This is a genomic window from Nonomuraea sp. NEAU-A123 (assembly GCF_018603905.1).
Lineage (GTDB): Bacteria > Actinomycetota > Actinomycetes > Streptosporangiales > Streptosporangiaceae > Nonomuraea.
Genome location: NZ_JAHFZZ010000021.1, coordinates 172,568 through 189,800, shown reverse-complemented (window position 1 = coordinate 189,800; position 17,233 = coordinate 172,568). Strand labels below are relative to the sequence as shown.

Here is a 17,233-nt window from a genome sequence, read left to right as displayed (position 1 = left end):
AAACGACCCGGCTGATCTGCCTATCCAGACCTGCCCGCTACTACACCACTCGGGCCGGGAGGCCCTCCCGCGCTGTCGTTTCCTCCCGGGCGTAAACGCCCGGGGTTCCACGCCAGAATCCGCTGAATATCGAGTCTGCCGACGACCGACCCGATACCTAGGGGCGCCGGTAAGAACACGCGGTCCGAGCCCGCCGATCGGCGACCTGCTCGGTGGCGGCCGCCAGGGCCTCGTCCAGGTACCGGTTGGCCTTGGTCAGCTGTCATCGTCCGCCTTCTACGATGACTTTCCGCCTCTCCTAGAGTCTCCACGCTGACGCTAAGAGGAGAACGCATGACTCTCGAAGAGATGGCCAGGCACATCATCGACACCAACAGGTACATGGCCTTGGGTACGGCCGACCCGGATGGGCGGCCCCGGGTCTCACCCGTTTACTACGCACCCGACGGCTACAGCGACCTTTATTGGATCTCCTCGCCGGATTCGCAGCACTCACGCAACATCGCCCAGCGTCCTGCGGTCAGCATGGCGATCTTCGACTCGAACGCTCCGATCGGCAGCGCGCAGGCCATCTACCTGCTCGCCACCGCCGAGCGGCTGCCGGACGACGAGTTCGAGCAGCACGTAGACCATGCTTGCCGCGCCAGGTTCCCCGAGCAGCAGGTATTCCCCCGAGATCAGTTACGGGCACCCGCACCGCTTCGCCTTTACCGGGCACGCGTCACGGAGCACTCGGTTCACATCAGGGGCAGCGACCCTCTCCACGGCAGGGGTGTCGACTCGCGGCTCATCGTGGATCTGGGGTAACTCTCTGCGAAGCGTCACCGACGTTGGGGCGACTGACCCCGAGCTGCGCCTGCGCACCTTCGACCACCAGCTGAACCTGCTGCACGCCCAGTCTCTCCCGCCCGTCCCGGGCCTGCCCGGGACGGGCACCTGGCGGTCAACCGCATGACGCTCCGCCAGATCCTGCTGGCCGGACTGGACAAGGCCGTGCACTACGGCGCCCGGCTCACCCACTACGACGTCAACGCCTCTGCCTCGGTGACCGCGCATTTCGCTGACGGCACCCGTGCAACGGGTGATGTTCTGATCGGCGCCGACGGGGTCAACTCGGCGGTGCGCGAGCAGTACCTGCCCCAGGCTCGGGTCGTCGACGCCGGGCTTCGGCTCCTCTACGGCAAGGTCCCCTTCGCTGGCGACGAGGCCCGAGCCCTGGTCCCACCCGAGTTGCTCGGATTGTGGACCACCGTGGTCGGCCCGGAGCGGCGCTTCGTGGGACTCGCCCCCATGCAGTACCGCGAACCGATGCACGAGGTGACGGCCCGCCTGGCCCCCGACCTCGAGCTCAGCGACGACAGCGACTACCTCGCGTGCGTCTTCGGCGCCCGCCGCGAGCAGTTCCCCTGCGGCAACGCGGAGCTGTTCGCCATGAGCGGCGCGGAACTGCGGGCGCAGACATTGTCCCTGGTAGAAGGCTGGCACCCTGGGCTGGTCGAGACGGTATCCCGCCAGGACCCCACCTCGATCTTCCCGGTCTCGGTGCGCACCAGTGTGCCCGTCGCCGCGTGGGAGAGCACCGCGGTCACCCTGCTGGGCGATGCCATCCACGTCATGAGCCCCGCCATCGGCGTCGGCGCGAACACCGCACTGCGTGATGCCCGAGTCCTGACCGACCACCTCGTGCACGCTACCGGCGGTCGGCCGCTCGCCGAGGCCCTGCACGCCTACGAGCAGGAAATGATCGGGTACGGCTTCGACGCCGTACGCGACTCGGCCGCCCGCGGACACCGCCTGGCGGGCCAGGACCCGCTGCCCTCCCCGCAGGCGTAGGCGTAGGCCGGTTCGACGACCGCCCGCACGCCAAAGGGCGCGAACCGGCTTCGTCGGAGGCCAGACCCGGGGACCGGCGTCGCCGCGCTATGCCGGGCGAAAGGTGCCGTTGTGGGACGGCCGAACGCACGCGCTCGCGGAGCAGATGCCCTCGTTCGCGTCAGCTGTACGCCCTTGGCGGAGATCCTCGCATCCGAGCTGAGCCGGGAGCCGTCGGCCAAGGAGGCGCGTGAGCAGCGGCCGTCGGGAACGTGCCCGTTGTCGCAGTTGCCGCGGACCGCCGGTGATCTTGTGCCGTCGAGGAAGTCGCCGGTGACGAAGACGGTGTTCAGCCGACGGTGCCCCCGCGTCGCGGGGCGGTCGCCGTCGGGGAGGCCGGTGAGTTCGGGTGTGCCGATGTCAGCCTATGGTCAGGACGATCTTGCCTCGGTTGCCGCGCCGCTCAAGGAGTTCGTGTGCCTCGCGCGCCTGCTGTAGCGGGAAAACAGCCTCCACCGGCACCCGGTAGGCGCCTGCGGCGGTGCGTTCGGCGAGCTCGCGGAGGTCGTCGCGAGGGTCGTAGCCGTGTTCCATCAGGTTGGTGAGCTGGAAGCCGCGGATGGTGGCGTTCTTGGGGTAGAAGTCGCGGGTGTCGACGGTGCTCGGTTCCAGCGCGACGTTGGCGAGGGTGATGACGCGGCCCGCGTAGGCGATCTGCCGTAGGCTGCGTGCGAACGCCGATCCGCCGACGGCGTCGAGCACCACGTCGGCGCCGCGTCCGTCGGTCAGTCGCGTGATCTGCTGTTCGTCGTCGCCTGTCGAGGTGTCCACGATGTCGTTGGCGCCCAGGCCGGCGACCCAGACGGCCTTGTCCGCCGAGCTCACCACCGCGATCACCCGGGCGCCGATTCCGGCGGCGATCTGCACGGCGGCGCTGCCGACCCCGCTCGCCGCCGCGTGCACCACGACCGCCTCGCCCTTGGCCAGCCCGGCAAGGTTGCGCAGGCAGTACCAGGCGGTCAGCCAGGCTACGGGCAGGGCGGCGGCCTCAAGCGTGCCGATGCCGTCGGGCAGGACCGTCACCCGCTCGGCGGGCACGGTCGCGAGCTCGGCGTACAGGCCCGCGCCCAGCACCATGACCCGTTGGCCGGGCTGCAGGCCCGTCACGCCCTCGCCCACCGCGGCCACGGTCCCGGCCGCCTCCAGGCCAGGGATCAGCGGCGGGCGTCCCGCGCGGTGGTAGGAGCCCGCGCGTAGCAGGGCGTCGGCCCGGTTGACTCCTGCCGCCTCGACCCGTACGAGAACCTCGCCGAAACCTGCCTCCGGATCCGCGGCCTGCACAGGCACCAGGACCTCGGGACCGCCGAACTCGTCGATACGCACTGCGCGCATGCCGCACCACCCTCGTTGACACCGATTGAACCAGTGTCATCCTTGAGCACCGCATGAACCGGTGTCAATGGTAGATTTCCGAACATGAGCCGCTCCGCTGATCCCCGTATGGCGTTTCCGTTCATCAGCGGGCGCGTGTGTCTCGACTTCACCGCCACGCTCGGCAAGCGCCACGCGGCGGCCTTCGAACGGCTGCCCGATCCCGCCGCGCTCGGCCGCTGGATCGCCGAGGCCGGGCTCCATCCCGAGCCGGGCGAGGTCACGCCGAGCGACCTGGCGCAGGCCCGCCTCCTTCGCGAGGCGCTCTACCGGGTGGTGCGGGCCGTCATGGACGGTTCAATGCCGGATCCGTCCGACATCGCGGAGGTGAACGCGGCAAGCGGCCGCCCGGACCTCGCGCCCCTGCTCGCCCTCACCGACTCCGGGCCCGCCCTGCGACGGCAGGCCGCACACGTCGCGCCCGCCGCACTGGCCACCGTGGCCAGGGACGCGGTAATGCTGGTCACCGGGCCGCTCATCGAACGGGTCAAGGAGTGCGCCAATCCCGGCTGCTCGCTACTGTTCCTGGACGACTCGCAGGCCCGGCGCCGCCGCTGGTGCTCGATGGAACGATGCGGCAACCTAGCCAAGATCGCGGGCTACCGATCCCGCTCTCGCGCCACCCACTGAAGTCGCCGCCGTGCCGGCCCGGCGCCGCAGTTCGCGGGCGCGGTCAGGCCCACGGTGTGCGCGGCGTCGGCGGGGTGCGAGAGACTTGCCGCCATCACAGATGGATGCCGCTGAGATGAGTACGGCCTTTGCCGTCTTTCGAGCGGATGCTCGTGCGCGAGGGCCCACTTACTGGCGCCCCCATCAGGCAGGCAGGAGCAGCCGGAATTCGGTCCGGCCCGGGCCGCTCCGTACGTCCACCGAGCCGTCGTGGGCGGCCACCACGGCCTGGACGATCGCCAGGCCGAGCCCGGCCCCTCCGGTGGCCCGCGATCGGCCCTGGTCGGCGCGGGAGAATCTCTCGAAGATCCCCTCCTCCAGGCCGGGCGGTATGCCGGGGCCGTCGTCCTGGACGGTGATCTCCACCGCGGCCGGCAGCCTCCGTACGGCCACCACGACCGTGGTGCCGTCGGGCGTGTGGATGCGGGCGTTGCTCAGCAGGTTCGCGATCACCTGGTGCAGCCGGAGCGGGTCGCCGGTCACCGTGACGGGTTCCTCCGGCAGCTCCAGTCGCCAGCGGTGGCCGGGTCCCGCCGCCCGCGCGTCGCCGGTGGCCTCGATGGCCAGGCGGGACAGGTCGACCTCCTCCCTGGCCAGCGGCCGGCCCGCGTCCAGCCGGGCCAGCAGGAGCAGTTCGTCGACCAGCTCGCTCATCCGTTCAGACTCGGCGTCGATCCTGCCGAGCGCGTGCCGTACACCGTCCGCCATCGGCTCGTCGCCGCGCAGGGCGAGCTCGGCGTGCCCGCGGATCGCTGCCAGCGGGGTGCGCAGCTCGTGGCTGGCGTCGGCGGCGAAGGCGCGCAGTCGCTGCTCGACGGCGTGCCTGCGGCCGAGGGCCGACTCCACGTGGCCCAGCATGCGGTTGAACGCGGCGCCGACCTGGCCCGTCTCGGTGCGCGGGTCGGTGTCGGGTACGCGTTCGGCCAGGGTCACCTCGCCGCTGGCCAGGGGCAGCTCGGTGACCTTGCGGGCCGTCGTGGCGATGCGTTGCAGGGGGCGCAGCGCCAGCCGTACCCACAGGGCGCCCGCGACACCCGCGGCGGCGAGCGCGCCGGCGAACATGACCAGCTCGAACAGCTGCAGGCGGTTCAGCGTCTCCTCGACACCGTGCAGGGACAGCCCGGTGATCATGACGTCGTTGTCCCGGCCCGCGGTGGCGAGGAGACGGTAGTCGTCCAGGGCGGACAGATCCACGGTCCGCGGCGGGCCCCCGACCGGCAGCGCCGCCAGGGTCTTCTCGTCGTCGGGGCTGAGCCCGGGTTGGGCGCCGTTCCGTTCCGACACCACGGCCGCGTGGGTGACGCGCCCGTCGACCAGCCGCGCGCCGAACGTGCCCCGCGCCTGCCCCCGCGTGTCCTCGCCGTGCTCCAAGCTCGCGGCGAACCGCCCGTGGTCGGCGGCGAGCTGCTGGTCGACGGGGCCGAGCAGGAAGCGCTCCATCGCCACCGACGTGGCGACGCCGACGGCCGCGCACGACAGCGCCAGCAACACGAGCAGCCCGGCGATCAGCCGGGCTCTGAGGGTGCGCGGGAGGAGGTTCACGGCTTGAGCACGTACCCGACTCCGCGCACGGTGTGGATCAGCGGCCGGCGGCCCGCGTCGATCTTCTTGCGCAGGTAGCTGATGTAGAGCTCCACGACGTGGGCCTGGCCGCCGAAGTCGTAGGACCAGACGTGGTCGAGGATCTGCGCCTTGCTCAGCACCCGGCGCGGGTTGCACATGAGAAGTCGCAGCAGCTCGAACTCGGTGGGCGTCAGGTCGACCGGCACGCCGTCCCTGCTCACCTCCCTGGCCTCCTCGTCCATGGACAGGTCGGCCACCACGAGCCGGTCTCCGGTGCCGGGCCGCGCCATGCCCGCCCGGCGCAGCAGCCCGCGCAGCCGCGCGAGCACCTCGTCCAGGCTGAACGGCTTGGTCACGTAGTCGTCGCCGCCCGCCGTGATGCCCGCGACCCGGTCCTCGACCGCGTCGCGGGCGGTCAGGAACAGCACGCACAGCTCGGGCCAGCGCGCTCTGAGCCTGCGCATGAGCTCCAGGCCGTTCAGGTCGGGCAGCATGACGTCCAGGATCGCGGCGTCCGGCGCGAACTCCTCGGCCGCGCGGATCGCGGCGGCCCCGTTCGGCGCGGTGCGGACCTGCCAGCCTTCCTGGCACAGCGTCTTCTCCAGCACCTCAAGGAGGTCTGGTTCGTCGTCCACGACGAGCACGCGGATCGGCGTGCCGTCCGGACGCAGCAGACTGCTCATCTTCCCCCCTTTGTCACAAAATACGAGGTTCTTCTGAGAATCCTCTGAAGGGCTCCGTTCATAGGGAAAACAGAAGATTGCCTGGCACGGTGTGTCCCATGACCACTCTTCACGCTCCACCGCGGCGAGCCGCCGTCACGGCGCCGCCGCGCCACCGGTTCCGGCCCGAGCTGCTGCTGTGGGCCGTGGTGGCCGGCGCGCTCGCGGTCATCGGCCTGTGGTGGCGCGGCACGCCGTCCGTGTCGGGCCTGGACGGCTGGCTCACCGAGAGCGGCCGCATCACGGGCTTGCTGGCCGGGTACGGCATGGCCGTTCTGCTCGGGCTCATGGCCCGCGTCCCCGCTCTCGAGCGCGGCGTGGGCAGCGACCGGCTGGCCCGCTGGCATGCCATGGGCGGCCGGTACGTCATCGGGCTCGTCGTGGCGCACGTCCTGACCATCATCTGGGGGTACGCGGTCGCCGACCAGTCCGGGGTGGTGGACGAGGCGGTCACGATGGCGCTGTCCTTCCCGGATGTGCTGAAGGCGACCGTGGCCTTCTTCCTGCTGCTCGGGGTGGCCCTGGTGTCGGCCCGCGCCGCCCGCCGCAGGATGCGCTACGAGACCTGGTTCTACCTGCATTTCTACACCTACCTGGCGGCCTGGCTGGCGTTCGGGCACCAGCTCGCGACCGGCGCCCAGTTCACCGGCGATCGCGTGGCCCAGGTCGCCTGGTACGTCCTCTACCTCGGGGTGGCCGCGCTGCTGGTCTGGTACCGCTTCCTCGGCCCGGTCCGGGTGTGGGCGCGGCACCGCCTGCGGGTGACCCGTGTCACCGCCGACGCGCCGGGCGTCGTCTCGATCCACCTCACCGGCCGCCGCCTGGCCCGGCTCGGCGCCGAGCCGGGCCAGTTCTTCCGGTGGCGCTTCCTGACCCGCGAACTGTGGTGGTCGGCCAACCCCTACTCGCTGTCCGCCGCGCCGGACGGTGGCGGGCTGCGCATCACGGTCAAGGCGCTGGGCGACCACAGCGCGGCGCTCGCCCGGCTGCGGCCGGGCACCCGGGTGATCGCCGAGGGACCGTACGGCGGATTCACCGGACGCCTCGGCCGCAGTCCCAAGTCGGTGCTGATCGCGGGCGGCGTCGGCATCACCCCGCTGCGCACCCTGTTCGAGACGCTGCCCGGGCAGCTGACCCTGCTCTACCGCGCGCGTACGCCGGAGGAGCTGCTGTTCAGGGACGAACTGGAGGAGATCGCCCGCGTACGCGGGGACGCCAGGCTCTACTGCTCGGTCGGCTCGAGATCCCCGGACCTGTTCACCGGGCTCGACCGTCTGCTGCCGGACCTGCGCGAGCACGACGCCTACGTGTGCGGGCCGCCCGAGATGACGCGGTCGGCGATCCAGGCGCTGCGGTCGGCGGGCGTGCCCGCCCACCGGATCCATCACGAGTCTTTCGAGTTCTAGGGGTTCCCTTCATGAAGAGAGCACTGCTCGCGGTGGTCACCACCGTCATCGGCCTGGTGCTGCTGCTGTCGTTCAAGCCGCACGACGTCACTGGGGCCGCCCAGCCGCCCGCCGCCCTCGCGCAGACGCAGACGTCCGCGACGCCCGCGCCCACCTCGGCTCAGCAGTCCGCAGCCACCAAGACGGTCGACGGCGACGCGGCCGACACGCGCTGGGGGCCCGTGCAGGTGCAGATCAGCGTCACCGGCGGCAAGATCTCCAGCGTCCAGGTGCTCCAGGCGCCGAACGAGAACCGGCGCGACATCGAGATCAACAACACGGCGCTGCCCATCCTCCAGGAGGAGACCATGTCCGCCCAGAGCGCCCAGATCGATTCCGTCTCGGGCGCCACCTACACCAGCGACGGCTACATCCAGTCCCTGCAGAGCGCCATCGACCGGGCCGGGCTGTGACCCGCCACGTCGAGCACGCGATGGGGACGGTCTTCTCCTTCGACGTACGCCACGACGCCGCCGACGCGGTCACGCGGGCGGTCGCCTGGCTGCACCACGTGGACGCGGTCTTCTCCACCTACCGGCCGGACAGCGCGATCAGCCTGCTCGGCCGGGGCGAGATCGACGTGTCCGCCTGCCCGCCCGAAGTGGCGCAGGTGCTTGCTCTGTGCTCACAGGCAGAGCACGACACGAACGGATATTTCACCATGTATCCCGGCGGGCGCCTGGACCCGACCGGCCTGGTGAAGGGGTGGGCGATCGAGGAGGCGTCCCGGCTGCTGTCCGAGGCGGGCGCGTCCCACCACTGCGTCAACGGTGGCGGCGACATCCAGCTCGGCCCCGGCCCCTCACCGTGGCGGATCGGGATCGCGCATCCCGCCCGGCCAGGCGCCCTCTGCACCGTGGTCACCGGCCACGACCTGGCCATAGCCACCTCGGGCAACGCCGAGCGAGGCCCGCACATCCTCGACCCCCACACCGGACGCCACGCCGCCGCGCTGCTCTCGATCACCCTCGTCGGCCCGCGCCTGACCGCCGTCGACGCCTTCGCGACCGCGGCGTACGCGATGGGCGAGGCCGCCCGCGACTGGGTGGAGGAGATCGACGACCTTGAGGCGTTCGCGGTGACCGCGAACGGCGACTGGCAGACCAGCGGCTTCAGCGCCCTCACCGCCCAGAACTGACTTCTCCCCATCCCGCCATAGAGTTGGCGGTGCAAGCTGGTTTAAGATACAAACCAGTTTGACGGTAGGAGGAGTTGTGATGGTAGACGACGGCGAGCGGGTCCCCAGCCCGGAAGAGACCCTGCGCCTCATCGAGGAACAGCAGGCCGCCACCGTGCGACGCTTCAGGGGCGACCCCCTGTTCATGTACGTCCCCTGGGGCGTCGCCTGGCTGGTCGGCTTCACCTGCTTCTTCCTGCACTACGGGCTCGACGGCAAGCCGTACGCGCCGATCTCCCAGAACCAGGCGCTGACCGTCCTGATGATCTTCCAGTTGATCGCGGGCTCCCTGTGCGCGTACGAGATCACCAGGATGAACATCGGGGTCCGGGGCGACACCACAGCCAAGGGCGCGATGTACGGCTACGCGTGGTTCGCCGGGATGGTGGTGATGTCGGTCATCGCCATCCGGGTCTCCCCGATGCTGCCGGAGGCGGAGTCCGGCCTGCTCTGGGCGGGCATCTCCCTGCTGGTGGTGGGCGTGCTCTACATGACCGGCGGCGCGATCTTCCTGTTCTGGCCGATGTTCTTCCTCGGCATCGGCATCAGCGCCGTCAACGGCCTGGGCGTGCTGCTCGGCCCCGGCTGGCACGCGCTGCTGACGGCGGTGCTGCTCGGCTTCGGGCAGATCGTCGTGGGCCTGTGGCTCCGGCGGAGGCGGTGCCCGTGACGGCCGGCAACGCCGTTCCGGAACTCGATCCGGTGATCCACGCGCAGGCCAGGCTCCGCGTCGTGGCCGCGCTGAACACGATGGGGTCGGGCGACGAGATCACCTTCCCGGCGCTCAAGGACCTGCTCGGCATGACGGCCGGCAACCTCTCGGTCCATCTGACCAAGCTTGAGGACGCCGGCTACGTCCAGATCACGAAGACCCACAAAGGCCGTACCCCCGTCACCTACGTCGCGCTCACCAAGCGCGGCCGGCTGGCCTTCGACGACTACACCAAGGCGATCCGCGCCCTACTCGACTCCGCAGGAGGCACTCCATGACCATCCTCGCCAGAACGGTCGACGCCACCCGTCGCTACGGCGACGTGCTGGCCCTCGACCGCGTCTCGCTCGACATCAGGGCCGGCGAGCTGGTCGGCCTGCTCGGCCCGAACGGCGCGGGCAAGTCCACGCTGATCAACCTGTTCGTGGGCCTGCGCCGGCAGACGTCCGGCACGGTCGAACTGCTCGGCGGCTCCCCTCAGGATCCGCTGGTACGCCGGGGCATCGGCGTCACACCTCAGGAGACGGGCCTGCCCGAGTCGCTGCGGGTCGGCGAGATCGTCGACTTCGTGTCCTCACATTTCCCGGAAAAGGCGGATAAGGGGGAGTTACTCGCTCGGTTCGGCCTCGACGACCTGGTCAAGCGGCAGATCGGCGGCCTGTCCGGCGGCCAGAAGCGGCGGCTGGCCGTGGCACTGGCCTTCGCCGGCAACCCGCGGATGGTCTTCCTCGACGAGCCGACCACCGGCCTGGACGTGGAGGCCAGGCGCACGCTCTGGGACGGCATCAAGGACTTCCACGACGGCGGCGGCACGGTCCTGCTCACCAGCCACTATCTGGAGGAGGTCGAGGCCCTGGCCAAGCGGGTCGTGGTCGTCGGCCATGGCCGGGTGCTCGCCGACGACACCGTCCAGGCCGTACGCGACATGGTGGGTGTGCGGCGCGTCTCGCTGATCGCCGAGAACCTGCCCGAACTGCCCGGCGTACTCGCCAGCAGCCACGAGGACGGCCGGATCAACCTGGTGACCACCGACCCCGACCGGCTGGTGGTGGAGCTGGTGCGGAGCGGCACGCCGTTCTCCGGCCTGGAGATCAGGCCGACCTCGCTGGAGGAAGCCTTCCTGACCATCACCTCCGCCTCGAACCCGAACCCGAAAGAGAGCGCACATGTCTAGCCTGATCGTGGCCCACACCCGCTACCAGATACTGGAGCAGATCCGGGTGCCGATCGGCCTGGTCGCCAGCGCGTTCTTCCCCGCCGCGTCGATGCTGGCGTTCGCGGTGCCCTTCACCGGGGACGATCCGGTGGCCTCGACTCGGGCGACGGGATCGATGATGCTGGTCGGCGCGATGTCGGGGGCGATCATGGCGCTCAGCATCACGGTCGCCCAGGACCGCGAGCAACCCTGGAACACCTACGTGCGCACCCTGCCCGCCGGGCCGTTCCCCCGCTTCGCCGGGCGGATCCTCACGACGATGGCCACGATGCTGATCGCGACGATCCCGGTGCTGCTGATCGCGACCTTCTTCACCGCGGCGACCATCACGCTGCCCAAGCTGCTGATCGGGCTGGTCACGCTGCTGGGCGGGGCGGTGCCGTTCATGCTGCTCGGCCTGTTCCTGGGCTATCTGCTGGCCTCGAAGGCGGCCATCGGCGTGTCGCAGGTCCTGTTCTTCCCCATGGCGATCCTCGGCGGGCTGTTCCTGCCGCCGCAGATGATGCCGGACTTCGTGCAGGCGGTGTCGCCGTTCGTGCCGAGCCGCGGGGCGGGCGAGCTGATCTGGGCCGTGACGACGGGGAGTTCCCCGAACACGGTGGCGGTGATCATGCTTGGCGTGTGGACCGTGATCGCGGCGCTGGCCGCGGGCTGGGCCTACCGGCGCGACGAGGGGCGCCGCTTCTCCTGAAAAATCCCCTGAAACACAAAACGGGGGGTGTGCCGCCGAGTCCGCAGCGATCTCGACGGCACACCCGTCCGTGAGGGGGTCCGGTGTTACTTCTTCTCTTGGAGGGTGACGGTGACGTTACTCGACTTTCCGTCCCTCATATAAGTGATCTGAACCTGTTGGCCTACTTTGAAACCTCTGACCTGGCCAACAACCGTATCTCCGCCCTCCACCGGCGTGTTGCCGATCTTGGTGATGAGGTCGCCCTGCTTCAGCCCGGCCTTGTCCGCAGGGCTTCCGGAGGTGACCTGCCGGATCAGCGCGCCGGGCACGTCCCCGGTGGCGTCGGTGACGCTCACTCCCAGGAACGCGTGGGTCACCTTGCCGCCGCTGATGAGCTGGTCCGACACCTGCTTGGCGGTGTTGACCGGGATGGCGAAGCCGACGCCGATGTTGCCGCTGCTGCCGCCGTTGGTGGCGATCGCGCTGTTGATGCCGATCACCTGACCGGCCGCGTTGACCAGCGCGCCGCCGGAGTTGCCCGGGTTGATGGCCGCGTCGGTCTGGATGGCGTCGCCCAGCGTCGTCGTCTCGCTCTCCTGGCTCTGCTGCTGTTGCTGGCCCCAGCCGGGCGGCATCTGCTGCTGCTGTTCCTGCTCGCCGCCGACGGTGACCGTGCGGTTGAGCGCGCTGACGATGCCCGCCGTGACGGATCCGTCGAGGCCGAGCGGGCTGCCGATGGCCAGTACGGAGTCGCCGACCTGGATCTGGTCGCTGTCGCCGAGCGAGGCCTTGGTCAGGCCCGAGACGCCGTCGGCCCTGATGACCGCGAGGTCGGTGGACGGGTCGGTGCCCACGACCGTCGCCTTGGCCGTCTTGCCGTCGTTGAACTTGACGGTCATCTGGCCGCCCTGTCCCGCGCCCACGACCACGTGGTTGTTGGTGAGGATGAGCCCGTCATCGGACAGCACCACGCCCGACCCCTCGCCGGTCTGCCCCTGGATCATCACGACCGACGGCTGCACCTTGCGCGCGACCTCGGCCACGGTGAGCTGGCTGGACGCCTGCTTGAAGACCGGACTCGGCGCGGAGACGACCCGGGTGTCCTGGAACGACGTGGCGGCGACGGCCCCCACAGCGCCGCCTCCCACTGCCATGGCCGCCAGGGCGAGCCCGGCGATCGCCTTCCGTCCGACGGAGATGCCCTGCCTGGGCGGCTTCGGAGGTGGTGGGGGCTGGTTCATTATCACGGTGTCCTGCCGGGGAAAGCCCCCGGCGGAGGGCGGCTGGGCTCCGAACTGGCTCCAGCCGCCGGCGCCCTGCTCGCGAGGCTCGTTCGCGTTCATCGTCATCTCCTCAAGTACCGATGACTCAAGAGTGCCAAGGAGCCCGTAAGTGCAGGTTAAGCCGTTGATCAGAACTGTATGAGAGGGTTGACGGCAGCCTTATCACCCCTGGTCGGGGGCCGACTACGCGGGTGGAATCCGCTCAGAAAATCTTCCGAGCCGCCAGCGCACAGGTCATGGCGCACATAATCGACTCTTCCCAGCATAAGAGACCTGTGCGCCACTCCCCCTGGAGGCGTAGCCGTGTCGGGAACAACGTCGTCGAATTCGCACCGCACCAGCAGGCCGCGGCTGTGCCGCACGACGAGCCCGGACGGCCCGCAGCATTGCCCGAAAAGCGTGCATCTGTTCGCGCCGGCCATTATCGTCCGCCTGGCGATCTCTCGCCTAAGCTGTCGGAGTGACTACCGAACGCACGCACGACGATGCGTCGCAGCACGTCCCGGAAGTCGGCAACCGTCCTGGTGTCGGCGGTTGGATGCGGCAGATCGGCTGGGGAGCGCTCGCACTGTTCCTGGCCGCGTTCGCGGTTTTCGAGAGCGTCAAGTACGGCCTGCCGACCACGGCCGCCATGCTGGGGTTCTTCGCTCTGCCCGACCTGGCACGGCTGGCCGGAGTACGCCCGCCCGGGCCGCTTTACCAAGTGGTGCACCGCGTATGGGTTCCGCTGGCGATTGTGGTCGGCTATTCGCTCGGGCCGGTTGCGTGGCCACCGCTTTTCACCGCGGGCCTCGGCTGGCTCACCCGCATCGCCGTCGAGCGGGCGTTCGGGCGTGGGCTCTCCCAGAGCGGGACTTCATGATGCGGGCCTCGGCGTGACGCACAGGATGGCGGCGATCGGCATCCAGGTCGACACCTGGGATGAGGAGGTGTGGGCGCGGCTGGTGGTCGAAGCAGCCGACATCATCGTGCCCGCTGCGGCCGGGGTTTCCCAGCCGCGCGTCTTTCCGGCGACGGCGTCGAGTTGCTCCCGGCCGTGAAGACGATGACGCCGTACGCGTCATCGCCGTTCTCACTCGGGCTTTGCGGCCACGACGATCGCGTACCCCACTTCCGGCGTTTCGATGAGCTGGGTCACGAACGGAGGCGGCTCGACAGGACCGTCGAACTCCTCGAAAAGGTCGCGTATCCCGGCCATTCGCTCGACGATCCGATGCAGTGTCGGAGCCATCGTGTGTGTCGAGATGTCGGTGATCTCTCTCAGCACGAGTCCGCTTGCCGTGACGAAGCCGGGATAATTCCGCAGCGGGATGATCGCGTGAATGTGGGACTGGTCGTAGGACGCCTCCAGGGTGACGCGCCGTTCGTCGCTGAGAGGGGCGCGCTCGACCAGGTTGGCGATGACCAGCAGCCCGCCGGGCCGCAGCACGGAGTGCACCTGGCGGAGCACGCGCGCCTGGTCCGGCATGTGCAGCAGTGACTCGAAGAGCCACGCGCCGTCGAAGGAGTTCGGCTCGAAGGGTAGTTCCAGCGCGTCAGCCACCTGGAACGTCACCCGATCCGCCAGCCCTTCGTCCTTCGCCCGGCGAGAGGCCAGTTCCACTTCCTTCTCGCTGATCGTCACGCCGACGACATCCGCACCGGTGGATCGGGCCAGGGCTATCGCCGGTCTGCCCGTACCGCAGCCGATGTCGAGTATTCGCCGGCCCTTGCCCGCGTCCAGCTTGTCGATCATCAGCTCGGTCAGGCGTTCCGAGGCCGCTTCCAGCGATGCTTCACCCATGGGGTCGTCCCAATAGCCGTTGTGCAGGCTTCCCCCCATGATGTGCTCGATCAACTCTGTGGTCCGGTCGTAGAGCTGACCGGTGGTCTCTTGGTGCTGACTGGACTTCGGCGTCATGGATTGGTCCCTTCCTGCGGTCCGGCCTCCGTCATCTGCGCTGCCTAAAAGTGATGAACTCCTGTTGTCAATCAACTTTAGGGAGTACTTTTGGAGAGTCGCAGACGCACATACCCTGTCAACTAGGTTCCATAGTTCGGGAAGATCTGAGAACATAGTTGATGAACCTAAGTGGTGAGTGATGACGGATGAGAACATGTCTGATCAGTTGACTGGGCAGTCGCAAGGCGAGCCGTCCTCGCCGTCCCTGGCCGACAAGATCGACTTTCTGTTCCGGACGGTCTATCCAGCGGGCCGGGGACCCTACTCCTATGCGGAGGCGGCGGCCGGCATCGAAGAGCTCACCGGCGAACAGGTCTCCCACACCTCGTTGTGGAAGCTGAGCACCGGGCGTGCCACCAACCCGACCAAGCGCCTGATCGAGGCGCTCGCCGCCTTCTTTCAGGTGTCGCCGGCGTATTTCTTCGACGACGAGGCCTCGAAGCAGATCGGCGATCAGGTCGAACTACTCGCACTGCTGCGCGACACGGGCATGAAGGGCGCTCATCTGCGCGCCTTCTTCGAGCTCTCTCCCGAGGCGCGCGACATGGTGCGTGAGCTGATCGAGAGAACGGCCCGGCTCGAGCAACGTCACCGCGACAAGTAGGAGCCGAGGAGGAGCGATGTAGACGGTGGTGGAAAACGGCGGGGGATCCCGCGGTCATTCACGCCTGAACGTTTCACCGTGAGTGCGGAATGGACGACGAGGCCGAACGGCGTGGACCGGCCATCAACCCCCTGCATGCCATGAGCGACGACATTTGCACCGAGCGAGGGTACCGGACGGCATGCTGTGAAGAGGGAGCAGCGGACACCGCATGAGGTGTTGATCGAGGAGTTGGAAGCCGAGGGAGTCATACCCGACCCCTTCGACCTCGAGCTCTTCATTGAACGACTTGAAGGGCGACGAGGCCGCCCCATCCATATGATCCCCATCTCGGCGCGTCGCGGTGCTCCGTGCGGCCTCTATATCAAGACCGGCGGCGCCGACTATCTGTGTTACGTGCGCAGCTCGTCGCCGCTGCATGAATGCCACATCCTGCTGCACGAGCTCGGCCACCTCGTGCTCGGCCATCAGGACAGCGGATGGCGGAGCGAAGAGCTCCAGCGCATGCTGTTGCCCAATCTCAACGCGGACATGATACGGCGCGTGTTGTTCAGGACCGGTTACGCCGATCCCGCCGAGGACGCGGCGGAGGATTTCGCCGACCTCATCTTGGCGCCGCGGGTTCTGGCATCCGGCAGATACACCGTCCCAGCCGCGAAACCACCCCCGGAAATAGCCGAGGTAGTGCGGAATCTCGAACAGGCGTGGGGGTCCGGAAGGGGATTTTGACGTGGACGATGTGCTGTATTGGGGGGAGGCTTCGGTCATATGGACGATCGCTGCACTTGCCGCCGTGCGACTCGTCCGGAAACGTCGATCGCCCGTGGATCTCGCCTATTCGGCCCATATCGTCACGCTCAGCCTCAGCGTGTTGGTGCAGTTTCATAATATCCAGCCGAGGCTCGACGCCATCACCCACGTCAACGGGCTCGGGCGATGGCTGGTGTTCAGCTTCTCCATCGCCTCCATGTGCGCGTTCTGGATCGTGGTGACCTACCTGACATCACCGGCGGACGACCGGTCGGCCGGCGCGCGCGCGAAGATGTTATGGGCGGCGGGGGACATCACAGTGATGGCAGCCCTGCTGCTGGGCTCCGGAGTTCCGGACGACGCCGGCGCGGGCTTTCTCGTCGTGCACGGCGAGAACCTGCTCATCATCGGGTCCTATCTGGCCTTCCTCGCCTATATCGCCGCCGGCCTTTTTGACACGCTGCGCCGGACCTGGCGATACGTGAGATACACGCATCAGCCATATTTACGGCTAGGGCTGCGGCTTGTCGCGGCAGGTGACGCCGGCGGGCTCGTCTATGTGGGTTACTTGGGCGCTACCGCGCTGACCAGCTATTTCTCCCTGCCGACGCCTCCAGGCGCGTCGACCCACGCGGTGACGTATCTCGGGCTCGGCTGCACCACCCTGATCCTGGCCGGTCCCACCATCGGTGTCTGGGGGCCGAGGCTCGCCACGCCGCTGCGGTCCGCGGCCCAGCGTCGGGCGCTGCATCGTCTTCGCCCGCTCTGGACGACGCTGACCGCGGCCATGCCGGAACTCAGACGAGAGCCGCCCAGGGTCGGCGACTCCGTGGGGTACCAGCTCTATCGCTACGTCATCGAGATCCGTGACTGTCTGCTCGTCCTCGAGTCCTATGCCGGAAAACCGTTTCATGACGGCATGAGCCCGGCCCTGCACGCTCAGACCGTGGCCCAGGCCCTCCAAGCGTTCGCCGCCACGAAGAGGCACGCGGCGTGGCCGAGTATTTCCCATCCTTCCGCCGTGGACCGGAAACCCGCGGTCACCCGTGACGTCACGTCCGGCGAACCGGCACTCAGCCCTGGATTGCCGGTCATGAAGGATGAATTGTCGCACCTGACGCGGCTTTCACGCGCCTTCGCGCGGCTCTGAGAAGAGCACAAGAATCCGCGTGAGGTGATTTTCTCGCGTGCCTACGTGGCTTCGACCAGGTCGATCGCCGTCCATGACGCATTC

The 17,233-nt window shown here is 68.8% G+C and carries 20 protein-coding genes; 15 read left to right on the top strand and 5 right to left on the bottom strand.

The window, feature by feature from the left end:
* The first annotated feature begins 333 nt into the window (after nucleotides 1-333).
* Together KLK06_RS45165 and KLK06_RS45160 are read left to right on the top strand one after the other, a co-directional pair.
* Nucleotides 334-807, top strand: a complete 474-nt coding sequence (locus tag KLK06_RS45165) for a pyridoxamine 5'-phosphate oxidase family protein (RefSeq protein ID WP_214641898.1) — start codon at nucleotides 334-336, stop codon at nucleotides 805-807.
* A gap of 144 nt (nucleotides 808-951) precedes the next feature.
* Nucleotides 952-1,833, top strand: coding sequence for an NAD(P)/FAD-dependent oxidoreductase (locus KLK06_RS45160; RefSeq protein WP_214641897.1), 882 nt, complete (start codon nucleotides 952-954; stop codon nucleotides 1,831-1,833).
* A 399-nt stretch (nucleotides 1,834-2,232) separates the two neighbouring features.
* Here KLK06_RS45160 and KLK06_RS45155 read toward each other — a convergent pair whose 3' ends face one another.
* Nucleotides 2,233-3,204, bottom strand: coding sequence for an NADPH:quinone oxidoreductase family protein (locus KLK06_RS45155; protein ID WP_214641896.1), 972 nt, complete (start codon nucleotides 3,202-3,204; stop codon nucleotides 2,233-2,235).
* 84 nt (nucleotides 3,205-3,288) lie between these two features.
* On the opposite strand from KLK06_RS45155, the gene KLK06_RS45150 reads away from it, so the two are divergent.
* Nucleotides 3,289-3,873 (top strand): ABATE domain-containing protein, encoded by a 585-nt coding sequence (locus KLK06_RS45150; protein WP_214641895.1) that lies wholly within the window; start codon nucleotides 3,289-3,291, stop codon nucleotides 3,871-3,873.
* Between the two features lie 183 nt (nucleotides 3,874-4,056).
* On the opposite strand, the gene KLK06_RS45145 is transcribed toward KLK06_RS45150, so the two are convergent.
* Nucleotides 4,057-5,454 (bottom strand): ATP-binding protein, encoded by a 1,398-nt coding sequence (locus tag KLK06_RS45145; RefSeq protein WP_308168735.1) that lies wholly within the window; start codon nucleotides 5,452-5,454, stop codon nucleotides 4,057-4,059.
* The gene (locus tag KLK06_RS45140) at nucleotides 5,451-6,158 is read right to left on the bottom strand and encodes a response regulator transcription factor (protein ID WP_214641894.1); all 708 of its coding nucleotides are present in this window, start codon (nucleotides 6,156-6,158) and stop codon (nucleotides 5,451-5,453) included. Before KLK06_RS45140 ends, KLK06_RS45145 begins: the two co-directional genes overlap by 4 nt.
* A gap of 98 nt (nucleotides 6,159-6,256) precedes the next feature.
* On the opposite strand from KLK06_RS45140, the gene KLK06_RS45135 reads away from it, so the two are divergent.
* The 7 genes from KLK06_RS45135 (at nucleotide 6,257) to KLK06_RS45105 (ending at nucleotide 11,438) form a co-directional block, all read left to right on the top strand.
* Nucleotides 6,257-7,603: a ferric reductase-like transmembrane domain-containing protein gene (locus tag KLK06_RS45135; protein ID WP_214641893.1), complete on the top strand. Its 1,347-nt coding sequence runs from the start codon at nucleotides 6,257-6,259 to the stop codon at nucleotides 7,601-7,603.
* Nucleotides 7,604-7,614: 11 nt separating this feature from the next.
* Entirely contained in the window at nucleotides 7,615-8,055 is a 441-nt protein-coding gene (locus KLK06_RS45130) for an FMN-binding protein (RefSeq protein WP_214641892.1), read from the top strand.
* Nucleotides 8,052-8,780: an FAD:protein FMN transferase gene (locus tag KLK06_RS45125; RefSeq protein WP_308168734.1), complete on the top strand. Its 729-nt coding sequence runs from the start codon at nucleotides 8,052-8,054 to the stop codon at nucleotides 8,778-8,780. Before KLK06_RS45130 ends, KLK06_RS45125 begins: the two co-directional genes overlap by 4 nt.
* A 79-nt stretch (nucleotides 8,781-8,859) precedes the next feature.
* Entirely contained in the window at nucleotides 8,860-9,489 is a 630-nt protein-coding gene (locus KLK06_RS45120) for a hypothetical protein (protein WP_214641891.1), read from the top strand.
* Nucleotides 9,486-9,809: a transcriptional regulator gene (locus KLK06_RS61960; RefSeq protein WP_308168733.1), complete on the top strand. Its 324-nt coding sequence runs from the start codon at nucleotides 9,486-9,488 to the stop codon at nucleotides 9,807-9,809. The genes KLK06_RS45120 and KLK06_RS61960 overlap by 4 nt, the downstream gene beginning before the upstream one ends.
* Nucleotides 9,806-10,705 carry an ABC transporter ATP-binding protein gene (locus KLK06_RS45110; protein ID WP_214641889.1) on the top strand — a complete coding sequence of 300 codons (900 nt, stop codon included), beginning with the start codon at nucleotides 9,806-9,808 and terminating at the stop codon, nucleotides 10,703-10,705. Before KLK06_RS61960 ends, KLK06_RS45110 begins: the two co-directional genes overlap by 4 nt.
* The gene (locus KLK06_RS45105) at nucleotides 10,698-11,438 is read left to right on the top strand and encodes an ABC transporter permease (protein ID WP_214641888.1); all 741 of its coding nucleotides are present in this window, start codon (nucleotides 10,698-10,700) and stop codon (nucleotides 11,436-11,438) included. Before KLK06_RS45110 ends, KLK06_RS45105 begins: the two co-directional genes overlap by 8 nt.
* 86 nt (nucleotides 11,439-11,524) lie before the next feature.
* Here KLK06_RS45105 and KLK06_RS45100 read toward each other — a convergent pair whose 3' ends face one another.
* The gene (locus KLK06_RS45100) at nucleotides 11,525-12,763 is read right to left on the bottom strand and encodes a S1C family serine protease (RefSeq protein WP_214641887.1); all 1,239 of its coding nucleotides are present in this window, start codon (nucleotides 12,761-12,763) and stop codon (nucleotides 11,525-11,527) included.
* Nucleotides 12,764-13,163: 400 nt separating this feature from the next.
* On the opposite strand from KLK06_RS45100, the gene KLK06_RS45095 reads away from it, so the two are divergent.
* Together KLK06_RS45095 and KLK06_RS45090 are read left to right on the top strand one after the other, a co-directional pair.
* Nucleotides 13,164-13,565, top strand: a complete 402-nt coding sequence (locus tag KLK06_RS45095; protein ID WP_214641886.1) for a DUF4260 family protein — start codon at nucleotides 13,164-13,166, stop codon at nucleotides 13,563-13,565.
* Nucleotides 13,566-13,578: 13 nt separating this feature from the next.
* The gene (locus tag KLK06_RS45090) at nucleotides 13,579-13,743 is read left to right on the top strand and encodes a hypothetical protein (protein WP_214641885.1); all 165 of its coding nucleotides are present in this window, start codon (nucleotides 13,579-13,581) and stop codon (nucleotides 13,741-13,743) included.
* 32 nt (nucleotides 13,744-13,775) lie between these two features.
* On the opposite strand, the gene KLK06_RS45085 is transcribed toward KLK06_RS45090, so the two are convergent.
* On the bottom strand, nucleotides 13,776-14,603 hold the full coding sequence (locus KLK06_RS45085; protein WP_214641884.1) for a cyclopropane-fatty-acyl-phospholipid synthase family protein: 828 nt from the start codon (nucleotides 14,601-14,603) through the stop codon (nucleotides 13,776-13,778).
* A gap of 181 nt (nucleotides 14,604-14,784) precedes the next feature.
* On the opposite strand from KLK06_RS45085, the gene KLK06_RS45080 reads away from it, so the two are divergent.
* The 3 genes from KLK06_RS45080 to KLK06_RS45070 all read left to right on the top strand — a co-directional run bounded on the left by KLK06_RS45080 (nucleotide 14,785) and on the right by KLK06_RS45070 (nucleotide 17,149).
* Nucleotides 14,785-15,249, top strand: coding sequence for an XRE family transcriptional regulator (locus tag KLK06_RS45080; protein ID WP_214641883.1), 465 nt, complete (start codon nucleotides 14,785-14,787; stop codon nucleotides 15,247-15,249).
* Between the two features lie 219 nt (nucleotides 15,250-15,468).
* Nucleotides 15,469-15,978 carry a hypothetical protein gene (locus tag KLK06_RS45075; RefSeq protein ID WP_214641882.1) on the top strand — a complete coding sequence of 170 codons (510 nt, stop codon included), beginning with the start codon at nucleotides 15,469-15,471 and terminating at the stop codon, nucleotides 15,976-15,978.
* Between the two features lies 1 nt (nucleotide 15,979).
* On the top strand, nucleotides 15,980-17,149 hold the full coding sequence (locus tag KLK06_RS45070) for an MAB_1171c family putative transporter (RefSeq protein ID WP_214641881.1): 1,170 nt from the start codon (nucleotides 15,980-15,982) through the stop codon (nucleotides 17,147-17,149).
* Nucleotides 17,150-17,233 lie beyond the last annotated feature (84 nt).

Coding starts and splice junctions, on each gene's coding strand:
- KLK06_RS45110 (WP_214641889.1), top strand. CDS start 9,806: ATGACCATCCTCGCCAGAACGGTCGACGCCACCCGTCGCTACGGCGAC.
- KLK06_RS45150 (WP_214641895.1), top strand. CDS start 3,289: ATGAGCCGCTCCGCTGATCCCCGTATGGCGTTTCCGTTCATCAGCGGG.
- KLK06_RS45105 (WP_214641888.1), top strand. CDS start 10,698: ATGTCTAGCCTGATCGTGGCCCACACCCGCTACCAGATACTGGAGCAG.
- KLK06_RS45085 (WP_214641884.1), bottom strand. CDS start 14,603: ATGACGCCGAAGTCCAGTCAGCACCAAGAGACCACCGGTCAGCTCTAC.
- KLK06_RS45165 (WP_214641898.1), top strand. CDS start 334: ATGACTCTCGAAGAGATGGCCAGGCACATCATCGACACCAACAGGTAC.
- KLK06_RS45100 (WP_214641887.1), bottom strand. CDS start 12,763: ATGAACGCGAACGAGCCTCGCGAGCAGGGCGCCGGCGGCTGGAGCCAG.
- KLK06_RS45155 (WP_214641896.1), bottom strand. CDS start 3,204: ATGCGCGCAGTGCGTATCGACGAGTTCGGCGGTCCCGAGGTCCTGGTG.
- KLK06_RS45120 (WP_214641891.1), top strand. CDS start 8,860: ATGGTAGACGACGGCGAGCGGGTCCCCAGCCCGGAAGAGACCCTGCGC.
- KLK06_RS45140 (WP_214641894.1), bottom strand. CDS start 6,158: ATGAGCAGTCTGCTGCGTCCGGACGGCACGCCGATCCGCGTGCTCGTC.
- KLK06_RS45080 (WP_214641883.1), top strand. CDS start 14,785: ATGACGGATGAGAACATGTCTGATCAGTTGACTGGGCAGTCGCAAGGC.
- KLK06_RS45135 (WP_214641893.1), top strand. CDS start 6,257: ATGACCACTCTTCACGCTCCACCGCGGCGAGCCGCCGTCACGGCGCCG.
- KLK06_RS45160 (WP_214641897.1), top strand. CDS start 952: ATGACGCTCCGCCAGATCCTGCTGGCCGGACTGGACAAGGCCGTGCAC.
- KLK06_RS45130 (WP_214641892.1), top strand. CDS start 7,615: ATGAAGAGAGCACTGCTCGCGGTGGTCACCACCGTCATCGGCCTGGTG.